The organism is sulfur-oxidizing endosymbiont of Gigantopelta aegis (assembly GCF_016097415.1).
Classification (GTDB): Bacteria; Pseudomonadota; Gammaproteobacteria; order GRL18; family GRL18; genus GRL18.
Map to the genome: position 1 here is coordinate 812,888 of NZ_JAEHGE010000001.1, position 14,723 is coordinate 827,610.

The following is a 14,723-nucleotide window of genomic DNA, read 5'->3' on the forward strand; positions in this document are numbered from 1 at the left end:
TGTCGGCTTTCGGTTTTTACTTAAAAGGCAGATAGACAAGAAAGCAATAATTTTATAAAATAGCCGTCACTGAGACAAAAGAACACTTTATTAAGGATAATGGATGTTCATCATGGAAGAAGACAAACGTCAGCAGGATGCTGAATGCAACGACACCGATTCTGATCTGGCATTACGCCCCCAAATACAGCAATTGCAGCAGTTACAACAGTTTGCCCAAAATTTGATGGCAAAAAACCTCTATATTTTGTTCAATTCAGCGAATCATCCAGAACTACCGCAACAATATTACAGCTTAGATCCCGAGCAACAATATACCGGCTTATTACAAGAAATACTGGAAGGCTATAACGAACAATCTATTCCCGTTATGCCCTATCTCGTGCAAATAACCCCCGAAAACATTGCCGATAACCAATTTATTCACTGGCTGTTCAGTACACCCGAAGCACAGTCCAGTTTTTTTGTTCTGAGCAGTGATTTTAATCTGGAAGAAGTGGCCGGACATTGGGATAGCATTGCCCTGGCTTACAATAGCCATCAGCAAAGCGTGATATTAAGGCTCTTTGACGGTCGAATTGGCCAACAATTTTTTCCTCAAATCAGCCAGGCTGATAAACAAGCTCTGATGGGGCCATGTCGAACACTGTGGTTTCCCAATGCAACTGAGAACGAAGAAGCACTGCAAATAGACAATACGGCAGATTGGCTACAGTCACAAAATCAGTCACAACAACAAGCACAACAACAAGCCCCCTGGTTTCATCTCACTGAGCAACATGAACAATTATTAGCCGGTGAGGAGGATTCCAGCCTGACTTATAACCTGACCTTGTATTTATGGGACAAGCATCCACAAAGTTTGTCGCAATATCCGCTAGAATCCATTGACCCGCTAATTGCTCTAGGGCTCAAAAAAGCGCAGGCTTTGGGTTTTCGCCTGACATCCAGCATTTGTCAGTGTGTTGCACTGTTTTTTGATTATTCACCTAGTTTCTATCGGCATGAAGCCATCAGCGCATTGTGGCTAAAAGAAGGGGCAAAAAATATTGACTCAGATTCCTCGGATGAACATACACAATTACTCATGCTCAGCGAAAAAATAACTGATCTGCAATGGCAACAAATCGCACAACATAAAGACATGGATGATTGGCTTGATATGCCGGAAAAACCCATTGCCAGCATACAGACATAACCATTAAAACAAATAAGCAAAACAAATAAAAAAACTAGCAACTGATTAAGGATGATCAATGGCTTCTCTCGAAAGTACTGCACTATCAACATCAACAAAACCTAGCGCACTGAATAAAATGTCAGAGGCGCTGGCTCAGGCGCGTCGCGAAGGCGAGCCGACAGGTATAAAATGCCGTCCACAGACGCATTTTATCGAGTTGCAATACCGCTATGATGATATCGATAAAACCCCCGCTTCCCAAGTTCCCTATACCCTGACGTTTGCCGATAAAAGTACCCGTAGCGGTATTCTTGATGCTCAGGGCTATGTTCTAGAAGATGCTGTGCCAGTCGGACCGGTGAAGGTTCAATACGGTGACCCATCACAGGATGATGCTGAAGCTGACAAACTGCGTGCCGATTTTAAAAAATCACTGGATAAATTTATTCTGCAAATGCAGAACGACAAAAAATTTCAGGACATGGTTTGGGAAGAATTAGCCTGGTGGGAAAAAGGTCTGGTGAAAACCGGTGCTTTTATGACGGGTGTGGGTGAGGGCGCAGAAAGCATTGCTGAAATGGCTGGTGCGGTCGGGAGTTTTTTAGCCAAAGCCGGTGTTGAATATGCTGATTTAATGCAATGTTTGGCCACTGGTGACTACAATGAGTTGGAACGTAAGATGAAAGCCGCCCGTGCGCAGGGTGAAAATACTTATGAAGAAGCCAGTGAAGCTTCTGAAAACCTGATTTTATTACTCAGTGATGACGTGGTACGCCAAGCTTTATTGGATTTCCCAGAGCGCTATTGGGATGCCTTATCAACAGTAGAAGGCACGCGCATGGTCGGTGGGGCTGCTTTTGAAATTGTTCTGGGCATACTTCTAGCCGCTGCAACTGGCGGAGCGGGTGCGGTTGCAATGGGTGCGTCTATGGTTGCTCGACTGGGCTACCATGCTAAAAAAGCCGTCTCTATCTTAGGTAAACTTATGGTGGTGCTGAAAAAAGTACGCACCAAGAAAGCCTACAATGCAGTAACCAATCGTAAAAATACCCATATTATCCGCAAGCCCAACAGTGCCGGCAGTACCGCTACTGCGGGCGCATTACCCAATAACAAGAAAACCCCCAGTGTGAAAGAAACCGCCACCAGTGGTGAGCCTATTAGTTTGGTCACGGGCGAAGAATTATTACAACAAATAGATTTCACCCTAACGGGGCCTCTATTATTTGACTGGTCACGCACCTATCGTACCAGTAACCCCTTTGATGTGGGCTTGGGACATGGTTGGACGCATCCGCTGATTGGTTGGTTGAGTCGTGACTGGCGATCAATTTATTATCACGATCAGGAAGGCAGAAAAATCCCCTTTCCGATCCCACAAAAAGGACAATATAGTACCAACACCATTGAACAGATCCGTTTGACGGCACAGGAAGATGGTCAATACCGCTTACAATTCCTCAAAGATGAACAACCCGATCGACTCTTTAAACTGATCAATAAACAATATCGCCTACAAGCCCTACAAGATCGTCTTGGCAATACCTTGCAATGTTTACACAATGATCATGGGCAAATTATTCAATTGCTTGGTGACTGGGGCAAGGGCTTACGTTTTCATTATCATGGTAAGCATATTATTCAAATTGATGCCTTGAGCTTGAAGGGAAGTGCGTCACCTAAGTCCTTAAAAAATAACAATGAACAATTTGTCAGCATCCGACAAGTCAGTTATCAATACGACCAAAATAATGACCTGATTGCTGTCAGTGATGCCGCTGATCACAAAGAACAATTTGCCTATAACAATCACATCATTATTCAACGCACCTTAAAAAGTGGCTTTAATTTTTACTTTGAATGGGATCAACATACCATTGATGCAAAATGTTTACATCAATGGGGTGATAATGGCATTTATGACTACCGTTTTGAATGGGAGGATGATAAACAGCTTTCCCGTACCATTGATTCAAATGGTGGCGTGTTGACGACGCATTATAATGAACAGGGCTTGGTAGTCAAAGAAATCGATCCCGAAGGTGGTGAAACGCACTACGAATACAATGAGCAAGGCTTGCTCAGTAAAAGTATTAATGTGGCTATACTTAACCGGACACACAACTTAAAATAACTAAAAGATAAAAAGTGTGACCTAAAATGAATGATCAAACAAAAAACCGAATAAAAGCTATACATCAGAATTTAAAGAATCAGCTGTCAAATTAGCTAATGAGACGGATCAACCCGTTTCTCAGACTGCCAGGGAGCTAGGTGTTAATGTAAATACTCTACATACCTGGATCAGTAAATATTCCAAACCGGTGAAGACGGTAGCCAATAGAAGTGATGAACACATTTATGATGAAGTAAAACGTCTGAAAAAGAATTGGCAAAAGTGATTCAGGAGCGTGATTTATTAAAAAGGCCACAGCGTACTTTGCAAGGGAAACTTTGTGAAGTACGCATGGATAACTGATCAGGCTAAAGATTACCCGGTAACGATTCTGTGCCGTTTTATGGATGTTTCCCGTAGTTGCTATTATGATTGGGTTAGCTCTCCTAAAACGGATAGAGAGAAAGAAAATGAAGCGCTTACTGAGCAGCTAAAAAACTGTTTGAAGACAGTCGCAAGACTTATGGAACCCGTCGTCTTAAAAAGAAAACTGGCTGAAAAAGGCGTTCATATAAGCCGCCGGAGAATTGGTCGATTAATGAAAAAAGCCGGTTTGTTTTGTAAAACGAAGAGACGCTTTAAAGCGACGACTAATTCCAAGCATAATAAGCGTATATCTCCAAATTTACTGGAAAGAGAGTTTACTGTCTCTCAACCTGATCGCTACTATGTGGGTGATATTACCTATATTGCCACCAAGGAAGGCTGGTTATATTTAGCGGTTGTCATTGACTTATTCTCTAGGCAAATTGTTGGCTGGTCGATGGATGAGCGAATGAAAGCCAAGCTAGTCAATGATGCTTTACTGATGGCCATATGGAAGCGTAAACCAATGGATGGATTGCTTTGGCATACTGACCGAGGTAGCCAATATGCCTCTGATAGTCATAGAAAAATATTGTCGGATCATAACATAATTCAGTCTATGAGCCGCAAAGGAAATTGCTGGGACAATGCTGTATCAGAGAGCTTCTTTCATAGTTTGAAAACTGAATTGACGCACCATTGTCGATTCAAAACCAGAGTAGAAGCAAAGCAGGCAATATTTGAATATATTGAGGTATTTTATAATCGGGAGCGACTTCATTCGGCTAATGATTATTTGTCACCAGTCGATTATGAAATACAGCAGGAAATAGCTTAAATCGATTGATTGAAGAGGGGTAAAAGGCGACATAAATGCCGCCCATTACCGTTGACGGCCATCGGCTCCTCAGCCTGTGCCGTGAAGATATTGTAACAGGATCATTACCGTTGTGAAAATACCTTGGGTGAATGGAACGGCTCTATCGTTCCAGAGGGCAAAGCCCTTTCTCTTCATCTGTTTAAAGTTAACATGAGAAACTAAAATGATAGGAAATACAAAATGACAAAAATCACTTGAAACAGCCAAAAAAATATTTAGAAAACTGTCCGGAAAAGTGTTGACACATCAGTAATCGGTGGAACGAATAAGCATTGCTGGAATATTAACAGGATCCTCATCAGGAATGGTTTCTATTTTAGTTTTGCTAGAAAGCGATTGGCCCGAATTTAAAATCATTGCGGATAAATCGGTACATGATTTCAGTAGCCCGCATGAATAAGTGTAAGGAGTCATATTTTTATAACTTGCACCAAGGATCTCACCATCGGAATCATAAACCGTTGCATACCGCTCTAATTTAAGATTTCCCCGGTGTTGCTGATCTTGTCAGCGATAATAAGTGAATTACCATTAATAAAAGTGTCATCTGGTTGTAGAAGAAAAATAACTTGCATCGACACTCGCCAATTATCACCTTTAGGTTCACCAATCTCTCGAATCATCTTTTGTAAAAATCCCATACTATTGACGAAACTTTCAGATGCCTTATTTTTTATGGGTGTAGTTCCTTTAAAACGACAAAATTCATTACCCAAAGTTGTTAACCTCTAAAAAATCATAATTTCTTTTTTTGACATTTTCTTATAAAACTTCCAATACATTTCAAAGTCACCACTGGATTTTAGTGAGCGTAATTTCAATACTGCTTCTGCTCCCTGCAGACTCCAACGAGCACCGGTTATATCAAGTCGGTCATTAATGAGGTGACGGCATGCACCTTCAATAACGCCACTGGCAATAGGATAACCCGCTTTTAATGCGATGCCATACTGCAACCGCTCTTTATTTTTAGTAAATAATCAGCACATTTATCAATATTTTCTCTACTTTCTATTTTCCGTCTTGTGGCACTGAGTCTGATCCCTTTGGCTACTTGTGAACAATGGCCATTAAGTATTTTGACTGCTCTTTCAGCTATCCATTCCTCAACCGCTTCGTCACCTTTATCAAAGAAGCACCAAGCTGCTTTCCAGAGATATTCCAAGACATGGATAAAGTCCATTACAATAGTTGCTTTGATGCTCAGTTTCTTCATCACTTTTTGATGAGTTTGATCTGGTGAGGTAAACCATCAATTAAAATAACCCATTCCCTCTTTTGTTTTGGATCTCTTTGTAGTGCTTCCTGAAATGCTTCCTCAATAACAGTTTCTGCCTCTCGCTCAACACTCGCCCAAACCCGCTTATTTCTAATGGGGTTCGAAAAGGAACGACATTATCATCTTCTGCTACTTTCATAATAGATTCAGCAGCACGAATATGAGATTGTACGGTATAAACGGCAGCCACTTGTGCCATACGTTTTCGGTCTTTTTCTCTCCCTGACTCAGACGACTTTTGAGCTTCTTATTCTTCTGGGCATTTTTCTTTGTGCATTCTCTTAAACCTTCAGGTCGCATAACTATCCCTTTTCCATCAAAGGTTAAGACCAGAAAATCTGATGTTTTTCGGGTTCAATAAATCGTTTTTTCTTATAAAAACCTTCAAAATCCTGAGCAACATCTCTCACTATATTGAGGCACTGTCTTTTGGGCACATGACCAGCAGTTGTACTATCAATACTTTCAACGACATCATCGAATGAACCTCGAATGGCTTCTTTAGACACTCTGAAATAAATACCATCACTGTAACTGTTAGTTGATAAATTCAGTTCAGCATCAATAGGAAATAAACTGTCTTTATTTCTTTGACTATAACCATTTCTGGTGGCAGTGACCTGACCAAACAAACTATTCAGCGAACGATGGGTGTTTGTACGGACATAATTCAGCTTGTCTCCTGAAACGGTGTTAACACAGCTTCTTTTTTCCTCGTTGGCGGCTTTTAAATCTAGCCAGCCCTGCAGTAGTCGTCTTAAAATTTCCTGACCTTCCTTGTTAATAAAATCTTCTATGTCACCATGTTCACAATTTTTATGTTTATCTGTTTGTAATTGTTTAATCAACTGTTCAAGTTGATCCTGAGCACCAAAAAAGAATGAATAATCGTTTGAATTTAGGTATGCTATGTTCATGAGAGAGGTCTTTTTATTGGGTTATGAAACTAAGAAGCTTATAAAACAATATTTTGATCTTTCTCTTTTCATTTTTCAAGCATTAACTATTGAATTTATTGTTTATTTTCATCGTTTTAGAAGATCTGCACCCAAAAGAATTCCTAAATTCAAATACGGTCTATTATCCTATTTGTCCCTTGGGCGATACAGATAATATTATTCAGATCAAAAACAATATTGCTTTAGCCAGTGAAGGAAGAGCTATGCATCATTGTGTCGCAGGCTATGGCTCATCTTTACTGGAGGAAAAAAGTTATATTTATAAAGTTATCAATCCGGAGCGAGGGACTTTACATATTTCTCGTAACGGTGATAACTTTGATATCAACCAATTTAAGCTAGTTTGTAATGGCCCCCCATCTAATGATTCATATAAAATTATTCGGCAGTGGTTAAAACAAAAAGAAAGACAATAATTACTTATAAGGCCAAAACTGAACTCGCACGCTCCAAGCTACCTAGATTATAAGATAATGCCCGACCCTTCTTGCGTAGCAACTCCTGAGCAATGTGGGACAGCTTTCCCGTGTAGCAATAAGTCAGCACAATATTTTCACCCAGCTTGCTTTGTACTTCGGTGGTTTTGGCCACCCATCTTTTGATATCAAATGAATCGCCGTAAAGCACCGTTTTACAAAGATGTTACCATCCTATACAGCCCTCCGGCACAGATCCGGACTTGCACTACTAATGCATCCGGCTCCTACATCGAGTCAAACGTAAAAACGTTGATTGGGATAAGGGTGTGTGAGTCTGAGCGATGGAAAGGAGTTGGCTACAGATATGGGTAAAACCAAGAAATGTAAACGTTTCTGGCTTCCCTTTTCCTTGCCTTGCTCTATTCTTTTTCGCATGCCGACCAAATTCCAGCAGTCTGGTCTTTTCTTCATGTAATGTCAGGTTAAACTGCTTTAAGTGTTCATTCAGCTTGTTCAGAAGTTGTCTTGCTTCGTGTTGATATTCACAGCCGATGACAAAGTCATCGGCATACCTCACAATGTAGATTTCTCCGAAAGCCTCTTGTTTTCGCCATTTATTTATCCATAGATCGAGCACATAAAACAGGTAGATATTTGCTAACAGAGGCGATAGTACTGAGCCCTGTGCAGTTCCCATTTCACTCGCTGACCATACCCCCTCATCACTTACGCCTGCTTTTAACAATTTTTCAACTAATGATAAGATCCTTTTATCACTGATTCGGTGTGCTAAGAACTTCATCATCCAGTGATGGTCGATGTTGTCAAAGAAACCTTTTATGTCTGCATCGATAACCCAGTTGACTCGTTTATCAGTCAGTGCAACAAATAATGCATCCAGTGCTTTATGTTGGTGCCTTTTGGGTCTAAACCCATAACTGAAACCCAGAAAGTCTTCCTCGTAGATAGATTGGATCACCCAAACCAAGGCTTGCTGGACGACTTTGTCCTCCACGACCGCAATTCCGATGGGACGCTGCCTGCCATCTGATTTGAGTAACCCTATCCGTTTTGAGGGCTGTGGTTTATATCGTCTCGCATGAATGTTGCTGTGCAAACGGTGAAGCTTATCTGACAGTCCCAATCCATACGTGTGCCATGTTTCACAGTCTATACCTCGGGCAGCCTTTTTGTTCAGGTTGTCATAAGCATTCTTGAGTAACATGGGCGTGATATGATGCAGTAAATTGTTAAAGCGAAATGTTCGGTTCGCTTTCGCCGTTTTTCGTATCCTGTGCAAACTACTCATTGCTTACCCCAGACTCTGTGTTCTGGTCACAATGGCAGCGACAGAATTTCTCTCTGTCAAGGTACTTCGCTCCACAAACTCCACCGTTTTCTTTACAATTACTTTGTTCGCCTGCTTCTTCACTACTATTACCTTGTCTGACTTCCTAACAGCGTTCATGTTAAGCTTATGTTTATCACTTTCCTTAACCGCACCACGGTACTCTGTGGTGGCTGATAGGATCTCCCGAGTTCCGCGTAAGAAACATCAGTACATGCACCAGGTCTCTGACTCCGAAGAACCACATAATAACTCGCTTTAAATTATCGCTATTATATGTATTGCCTTCCCCTTCACCCAACAAGGTCAGCGTTCTTGAATTTGATTTCGGAGCTCAATACTGAGCCTATATTTTCCCCTGTCAACGCTTAACCATTACCCTTACGAATAACCGCCCATGACTCGGAGTTCCGGTGGGGAGCTAACCCTTTCCGGATAGAGGGCTTTCACCTCCAATTTCTTACCGATTTAGCTCGGCGCACTGGGTGGCTAAAAATATCGTTTTTAAAACAGAAATGGATTGCTATTCATTATCCGCATTAATGAACCGCCCCTTGCGGATCCGCATGAGGGGTGGTGTGGGGGCTGAGGGAGAGAAACCCTTGGCTACCCGATTTGGCTTTTAGTTGCTTAGAGCATTCAAAACTGCTTGAGGTTCTTTTGCAACAACATTGAGTAAGACTAAGGCTGGACCATGAGGAGTTCGATCTCCTAGCTCCCAGTGCCGAAGAGTACTAACACTAATACCAAATGCTGAGGCAAATTCATTTTGAGTCATGCCGGTTTTTGCACGAATGTTTTTTACATCTAGAGGTGTAAATTTATGCACTATAGCTTTTGTTGAATTTCTTTTTGAAAAATCCAATGCCTCTTCAAGACCTTGTTTAATGCTATCAAATGCTGAGCTCAATTTTTACCGCCATAATTTAAAATAAGTAGTGATGTAAATTTTGCTAAATCATTACGTTCGCCCTTCGTGAGATTATCTTTTTCACCTTTGCCAAATAAAGTTAACAAAAATAATGGCATTGATTGATTATGGTAGTAATATATCACTCGAATACCACCACTTTTTCCTCTGCCTTGCGATGACCATCGTAATTTTCGAATACCACCAGTACCTTGCATGAGTTTACCAGCAGCAGGGTGAACAGCCAAGTAATTGATAATGCAATTTGATTCAGATTCGTTTAGTAGTTTATCTGATCTTTTGGCGTATTCTGGTAATTCAACGATTATTTGCATGACTTAGATTGTAATCCAATGGATTATATGATATCAATATCTACTTTTGCGTGGTGAAATTTGATAAGCCAACACTTAAATCATCGGTGCGTCTTTTTGTATCCGATGCATTTTTTGGTTATGCCACATGATCCGTTAAGTGTAATAATTTTGCCTGAGTTGATTCTAAAATTGAATCTCTTAAAAAGTCACTTGCACCAATTATTTCAATACCAATAAGTTCACCTTTATCATTTAATTCAGCTGTAATATTAGGGCTTATTTCGACACTACCGCTTTCAGATTCTTCAGATATTGAAAGGTGGAGAATATCTTCTTCTTTAAAATAGGATAACTGTGATTCTTTCATTTTTTAAACCTTCCGCTTTTTATTCTATAATTAATTTGCTGTCGTGTTGTCGCATGAATAGTTATCGGAGTGATTGATCCCTCATCACTAATTTCATGGGGGATCATAACCAAAATATTTGAATCCTTACCAACAACAACCCATCTGTCTGTAGAAGTATCAAAATATCTTTCATTGCTATATCTAATAATATCCTCAATACTTTCTAAAGTGAAGCCACGAAGCTTTACTCTATATTTTAAATAATCTGTCCAAATAATTTCTGTCATGATTGTGTATCTAAAAGTATATTGTTTGTTTGCATTTGAAGCATAACGATCTTTTTTAATGCAAAATTTTCCACTTAAACTGATATTACCCCCCTAAACATGGAAAATAAAGGAATAAATAAAAAAGACAAGTATATTTTCCACTAAAGCAGATATTAGCTAACCAATATGGAAAATTTACATATAATAGGGTCTAACTTTCAATGCATGGGCTTGTTGAAACACTTTTTATTTTTTAAAAGCGCGTAAACTTGTTGAGCAATTTCAAGTTCTTCATTGGTTGGAATGACTAAAATTTTAACTGTAGAGGCAGTGCTTTGAATTTCTCTAATCTGCTTACTTGTAAGTTTGTTTTTTTGATGGTCAATTTCAATACCAAAGTATTGTAAATCATCACAACAATATTGCCGAACAATACTGGCATTTTCACCAATGCCGCCAGTAAAAACAATGGCATCTAAGCCATTAAGAGAAGCGATATAGGCACCAATGTATTTTTTTATTCGATAACAAAATATTTGTAGTGCGAGTTCGGAGAGTTCATCCCCTTTTTCAGCGAGGTCAGTAATTGTACGCATATCACTTTGACCGCAGATCCCCTTTAAACCACTTTTCTTGTTCAGTAACTCATCCAGCGCTTCAATATTCAGATCAGTTTTTTTAGCCAGATAAAAGGCAATGGCGGGATCAATATCACCACTTCGAGTGCCCATAACCAGCCCTTCTAAAGGGGTGAGTCCCATTGATGTGTCAATAGACTGACCATTTAAAACAGCACAAGCACTGGCACCATTGCCCAAGTGTAGACTGATGATTTTTAATTGGGATTCCCCCAGGTACTGACTAGCCTGTTGAGTCACATAATGGTGTGATGTGCCATGAAAACCATAACGTCGTACTTGATGCTTTTCATAGAGTTCATAAGGTAGGGCATAAAGATAAGATTTTTCGGGGAGGCTTTGATGAAATGCGGTATCAAAAACGGCGACTTGAGGCACATCGGGGGCACATTGTTGGAGCATTTTAATACCCAATAAATTGGCTGGATTATGCAGTGGTGCTAAAGCAGATAATTGCTCGATAGTATCAATAACCGTTTGATCAATTAGAGCGGGTTGCTGAAATTGTTCACCACCATGTACCACTCGATGACCGACAGCAGCTAAGCAGGCCAGATTTTTTATGTGACCCCCTGAGCGTAATTGGGCTTCCATTGTTTTAACAGCTTGTTGATGATCGCTAACGTGTTCTATTAATCCCGAAGTGATTACCTGCTTTGAAGGCATATCAAACAATTGATATTTTAATGAAGAGCTACCAGAGTTCAGTACTAATATAATCATTGTTCCTGAGCCTGTATTGCGGTGATGGCAACGGTATTAATAATATCTGCAACTAGACAACCGCGACTGAGATCATTCACTGGCTTATTTAAGCCTTGTAATATAGGGCCAATGGCAATGGCACCGGATGAACGTTGTACGGCTTTATAGGTATTATTGCCCGTATTCAAATCAGGAAAAATAAACACCGAGGCATTGCCAGCCACTTTGCTATCGGGTAATTTACTTTGGGCTACATCCGGTGAAATAGCGGCATCATATTGCATTGGACCTTCAATCAATAGTTCAGGCCGTGTTTGTTGGGCAATATGGGTTGCCTCGCGTACTTTATCCACATCAGCACCCTTGCCTGAGCCTCCAGTGGAATAAGAAAGCATGGCAACACGAGGTTCGATACCAAACATTGCGGCGGTTTGAGCAGAGCTAATGGCAATTTCGGCTAATTGTGAGGCATTGGGGTCGGGATTAACGGCACAGTCTCCATAGACCAGTACTTGGGTTTCCAGACACATCATAAAAACACTGGATACGATGGAAATATCAGCAGTGGTTTTAATGATTTGTAAGGCCGGACGAATGGTGTCGCCGGTGGTGTGAATAGCACCGGAAACCATACCATCAGCATGTCCTTTATGTACCATCATGGTGGCAAAATAAGAATAGTCAGCCATCGCATCGGCAGCGCCTTCCAGGGTGAGTCCCTTGTGCTGACGTAATTCAAAAAGTGTTTGGGTATAGTCAGAAAGATACTCAGATTGTTCGGGATCGATAATAGTGGCTGGTTGAATGTCCAGTCCCAAAGATGCACTTTGAGCTTGAATGCTTGCTTCATTACCCAAGAGTATAATATGTGCTACCTGACGACGTAATAATATTTCAACAGCTCTGAGAATACGTTCATCCGTTGCTTCCGGCAAGACGATAGTCATGCGTTTTGCCTTGGCTCGTTCAAACAAATTATGCTCAAACATAATGGGTGTCATAATTTTAGAAACATGAATGTTGGCCTGATCGAAAATACCTTGTGCATCGACATGGGCATCAAAATGACCTAGGGCTAAAGCAATTTTTCTTTTATTTTCATGATTAATAAGCGCCGCTATTTTTTCCACCTGACTAGTGGTTTTAAAGGTATCATAAGGCACCGATAAAATGGGAACGGTGAGAGTCATGCCCTTGAGTAATTTGAGCATATTGTCTTGTGGTGTGAAACCACCCGTTAGTAGTATGCCCGACAGATTAGGGAAATTATTGGATGCTAAGGCCGTGAGTGATGCCAGTAAAATATCAGCTCGATCACCACCAACAATGATTAAATCATCATCTTCAATATAGTTGAGAAAATGCTCTACGGTCATGGTAGCAATTTTAACTTGCTTTACAACGCGAAAGAGATCATCGGCTGAACCCATGACACAATTTGCGTTTAAGGCGGCTTTAATGTCAGCTAATGAAGGGCTATCCAGTTCGGTTTTTTCGGGAATAAAAAAAGTGGGTGCTATGCTATTAGAAATATCGTGCTGATTAATTCCAAGCAAGCTTTTATTGGGGATGCGATTGACGAAGGAAGCAAAATGAAAGCACCCGGAATTTTTAATGAGACGTGCGGCAATATTTATTTCTTCCTGAATATCTTTATCGCTTTGAGTCGCGCCATTAATAACACTGACAAAGGGACAGGCAAGATTTTTAGCAATATTTAAATTGATGTTCATATCAAAAGAGGCTAAAAACCCACGACTATTTAAACCTTCACATAAAATAAAATCATAGTCTTGTTTCAAGCGGTTAAAGTGGCTTAGCAGGCTGGCATAAAACTCTTTTATGCGACCCTGTGAAGAGAGTTGTGAGACTTCATCTACGGTAAACGCATAACAATCTTCATAAGGCATATCAGGACAATAGAGATTGCGTATGAGCTCGATATCTGTATCAGTATTGCTACTATTGTTTACTTGATTACCCATAAAGCTCCGCCATTTTTAGGAGCTTTCCATTCATAGGTGGCGTTTTCATCGCCACGCATAAAAACCTTGGCATCATGTCTTTTAAGTTAAAGCGTCTATTAAACCGATAACAAAATTCAGCAAGATACCGAGGTAAATGTTTTGAGTTAATGGAATGATAGCTTCCCTTCATAGAGTTTTTAATATTACCTATCATAGTGTTAACCCAGATAAACTCAATTTTATCAACACTTGCCGCACCACCACCCGTGACGATTGGAACATGCTTACAGTCAGCTTCTTTAACCGCAGGAAAACAATTTAACCCATCTGAGTAAACAGTACTTCCAGGTGTTAAATGAGTTTGTGCCCATCGTTTTATTTCACTGGATTTAAACCCTTTAAGCACATTTAAATTCATTGCAATCGGGTGTCCATCTTCATTAGTAGAAACGGCTGCAACGAACGGTGTTTTATTTTCTGAACCACGACCTCTGGAGCCGCCTCTGTGCTCACCACCCCAGTAGGCATCATCAATTTGAATGATGCCTGATAAAGGTTTACTGTCATCACGTTCTTTCATAACCTGCATGATCTTTTGTTTCATACTCCAGGCTGTATTGTAGCTTACCTTAAGCTGTCTCTTTAATTCTAATGCTGAAACCGCTGTCTTCAATTGAGTCATAAGATGAATCGCTAAAAACCACTTAGATAAAGGCAGTTTGGTACTATCAAATATTGTCCCACAGGTTGCTGATGTCTGATGATGACAATGGTGGCACTGATAAAGATGGCGATGTTCTAGAGTGCAATAAGTCTTATTGCCACACTCTGGGCAAACAAATCCATCAGGAAATTTCCATTTAAATAAGGCTTGTCGGCACTGTTTGTCAGTGCCATAATCATTAAAAAGCTCAAATAAACTATAACCTTCTTGAAACTGAATTTTATTTTTTGACATCATTCTACTCCACACATAATCTATACTATAATTATAGTATAATTATAGTATAATTATAGTATA

At 40.2% G+C, this 14,723-nt stretch carries 15 protein-coding genes and 3 pseudogenes; 5 read left to right on the forward strand and 13 right to left on the reverse strand.

Annotation, left to right across the window (positions count from 1 at the left end):
- The first annotated feature begins 103 nt into the window (after positions 1 to 103).
- The 4 genes and pseudogenes from JEU79_RS04150 (at position 104) to JEU79_RS04165 (ending at position 4,500) form a co-directional block, all read left to right on the forward strand.
- Positions 104 to 1,198 (forward strand): DUF4123 domain-containing protein, encoded by a 1,095-nt coding sequence (locus JEU79_RS04150; protein ID WP_198263083.1) that lies wholly within the window; start codon positions 104 to 106, stop codon positions 1,196 to 1,198.
- Positions 1,199 to 1,256: 58 nt separating this feature from the next.
- Positions 1,257 to 3,314 (forward strand): DUF6531 domain-containing protein, encoded by a 2,058-nt coding sequence (locus tag JEU79_RS04155; RefSeq protein ID WP_198263084.1) that lies wholly within the window; start codon positions 1,257 to 1,259, stop codon positions 3,312 to 3,314.
- 61 nt (positions 3,315 to 3,375) lie between these two features.
- Positions 3,376 to 3,582 (forward strand): annotated as a pseudogene (locus JEU79_RS28315) (transposase); the annotation flags it as partial.
- A 54-nt stretch (positions 3,583 to 3,636) separates the two neighbouring features.
- Positions 3,637 to 4,500, forward strand: coding sequence for an IS3 family transposase (locus JEU79_RS04165; protein ID WP_198263029.1), 864 nt, complete (start codon positions 3,637 to 3,639; stop codon positions 4,498 to 4,500).
- 515 nt (positions 4,501 to 5,015) lie between these two features.
- Here JEU79_RS04165 and JEU79_RS04170 read toward each other — a convergent pair.
- The 4 genes and pseudogenes from JEU79_RS04170 to JEU79_RS04190 all read right to left on the reverse strand — a co-directional run bounded on the left by JEU79_RS04170 (position 5,016) and on the right by JEU79_RS04190 (position 6,738).
- Positions 5,016 to 5,258: a hypothetical protein gene (locus JEU79_RS04170; protein ID WP_198263085.1), complete on the reverse strand. Its 243-nt coding sequence runs from the start codon at positions 5,256 to 5,258 to the stop codon at positions 5,016 to 5,018.
- Positions 5,259 to 5,288: 30 nt separating this feature from the next.
- Positions 5,289 to 5,575, reverse strand: a pseudogene (locus JEU79_RS04175) (ISKra4-like element ISBeg3 family transposase); the annotation flags it as partial.
- 223 nt (positions 5,576 to 5,798) lie between these two features.
- Entirely contained in the window at positions 5,799 to 6,020 is a 222-nt protein-coding gene (locus tag JEU79_RS04185) for a hypothetical protein (RefSeq protein WP_198263088.1), read from the reverse strand.
- Between the two features lie 124 nt (positions 6,021 to 6,144).
- Positions 6,145 to 6,738, reverse strand: a complete 594-nt coding sequence (locus JEU79_RS04190) for a hypothetical protein (protein ID WP_198263089.1) — start codon at positions 6,736 to 6,738, stop codon at positions 6,145 to 6,147.
- An 89-nt stretch (positions 6,739 to 6,827) separates the two neighbouring features.
- Between JEU79_RS04190 and JEU79_RS04195 the strand changes: the two genes are divergently transcribed.
- A complete protein-coding gene (locus JEU79_RS04195) occupies positions 6,828 to 7,196 on the forward strand; it encodes a PcfJ domain-containing protein (protein ID WP_214660489.1) in 369 nt (122 codons plus the stop codon).
- Between the two features lie 4 nt (positions 7,197 to 7,200).
- On the opposite strand, the gene JEU79_RS04200 is transcribed toward JEU79_RS04195, so the two are convergent.
- The 9 genes and pseudogenes from JEU79_RS04200 to JEU79_RS04240 form a co-directional block, all read right to left on the reverse strand.
- Complete coding sequence (locus tag JEU79_RS04200; RefSeq protein WP_198263091.1) at positions 7,201 to 7,371, reverse strand: hypothetical protein; 171 nt, start codon at positions 7,369 to 7,371, stop codon at positions 7,201 to 7,203.
- Between the two features lie 189 nt (positions 7,372 to 7,560).
- Positions 7,561 to 8,508, reverse strand: a pseudogene (ltrA, locus tag JEU79_RS04205) (group II intron reverse transcriptase/maturase); the annotation flags it as partial.
- A 661-nt stretch (positions 8,509 to 9,169) separates the two neighbouring features.
- Positions 9,170 to 9,457, reverse strand: coding sequence for a NadS family protein (gene nadS / locus JEU79_RS04210; RefSeq protein ID WP_198263093.1), 288 nt, complete (start codon positions 9,455 to 9,457; stop codon positions 9,170 to 9,172).
- Positions 9,454 to 9,792: a type II toxin-antitoxin system RelE/ParE family toxin gene (locus tag JEU79_RS04215; RefSeq protein ID WP_198263094.1), complete on the reverse strand. Its 339-nt coding sequence runs from the start codon at positions 9,790 to 9,792 to the stop codon at positions 9,454 to 9,456. The genes nadS and JEU79_RS04215 overlap by 4 nt, the downstream gene beginning before the upstream one ends.
- 118 nt (positions 9,793 to 9,910) lie before the next feature.
- On the reverse strand, positions 9,911 to 10,141 hold the full coding sequence (locus JEU79_RS04220) for a DUF2283 domain-containing protein (RefSeq protein WP_198263095.1): 231 nt from the start codon (positions 10,139 to 10,141) through the stop codon (positions 9,911 to 9,913).
- On the reverse strand, positions 10,138 to 10,410 hold the full coding sequence (locus JEU79_RS04225; RefSeq protein ID WP_198263096.1) for a hypothetical protein: 273 nt from the start codon (positions 10,408 to 10,410) through the stop codon (positions 10,138 to 10,140). Before JEU79_RS04225 ends, JEU79_RS04220 begins: the two co-directional genes overlap by 4 nt.
- Before the next feature lie 200 nt (positions 10,411 to 10,610).
- Positions 10,611 to 11,753 (reverse strand): acetate/propionate family kinase, encoded by a 1,143-nt coding sequence (locus JEU79_RS04230; protein ID WP_198263097.1) that lies wholly within the window; start codon positions 11,751 to 11,753, stop codon positions 10,611 to 10,613.
- Positions 11,750 to 13,720 carry a phosphate acetyltransferase gene (gene pta / locus JEU79_RS04235; protein ID WP_198263098.1) on the reverse strand — a complete coding sequence of 657 codons (1,971 nt, stop codon included), beginning with the start codon at positions 13,718 to 13,720 and terminating at the stop codon, positions 11,750 to 11,752. Before pta ends, JEU79_RS04230 begins: the two co-directional genes overlap by 4 nt.
- Positions 13,713 to 14,660 carry an IS1595 family transposase gene (locus JEU79_RS04240; RefSeq protein WP_198262526.1) on the reverse strand — a complete coding sequence of 316 codons (948 nt, stop codon included), beginning with the start codon at positions 14,658 to 14,660 and terminating at the stop codon, positions 13,713 to 13,715. The genes pta and JEU79_RS04240 overlap by 8 nt, the downstream gene beginning before the upstream one ends.
- Positions 14,661 to 14,723 lie beyond the last annotated feature (63 nt).

Bases quoted from the DNA above. Each gene is read 5' to 3' on its own strand.
- JEU79_RS04150 (WP_198263083.1), top strand. From the start codon at position 104: ATGTTCATCATGGAAGAAGACAAACGTCAGCAGGATGCTGAATGCAAC.
- JEU79_RS04155 (WP_198263084.1), top strand. From the start codon at position 1,257: ATGGCTTCTCTCGAAAGTACTGCACTATCAACATCAACAAAACCTAGC.
- JEU79_RS04185 (WP_198263088.1), bottom strand. From the start codon at position 6,020: ATGGCACAAGTGGCTGCCGTTTATACCGTACAATCTCATATTCGTGCT.
- JEU79_RS04190 (WP_198263089.1), bottom strand. From the start codon at position 6,738: ATGAACATAGCATACCTAAATTCAAACGATTATTCATTCTTTTTTGGT.
- JEU79_RS04215 (WP_198263094.1), bottom strand. From the start codon at position 9,792: ATGCAAATAATCGTTGAATTACCAGAATACGCCAAAAGATCAGATAAA.
- JEU79_RS04220 (WP_198263095.1), bottom strand. From the start codon at position 10,141: ATGAAAGAATCACAGTTATCCTATTTTAAAGAAGAAGATATTCTCCAC.
- JEU79_RS04225 (WP_198263096.1), bottom strand. From the start codon at position 10,410: ATGACAGAAATTATTTGGACAGATTATTTAAAATATAGAGTAAAGCTT.
- JEU79_RS04230 (WP_198263097.1), bottom strand. From the start codon at position 11,753: ATGATTATATTAGTACTGAACTCTGGTAGCTCTTCATTAAAATATCAA.
- pta (WP_198263098.1), bottom strand. From the start codon at position 13,720: ATGGGTAATCAAGTAAACAATAGTAGCAATACTGATACAGATATCGAG.
- JEU79_RS04240 (WP_198262526.1), bottom strand. From the start codon at position 14,660: ATGTCAAAAAATAAAATTCAGTTTCAAGAAGGTTATAGTTTATTTGAG.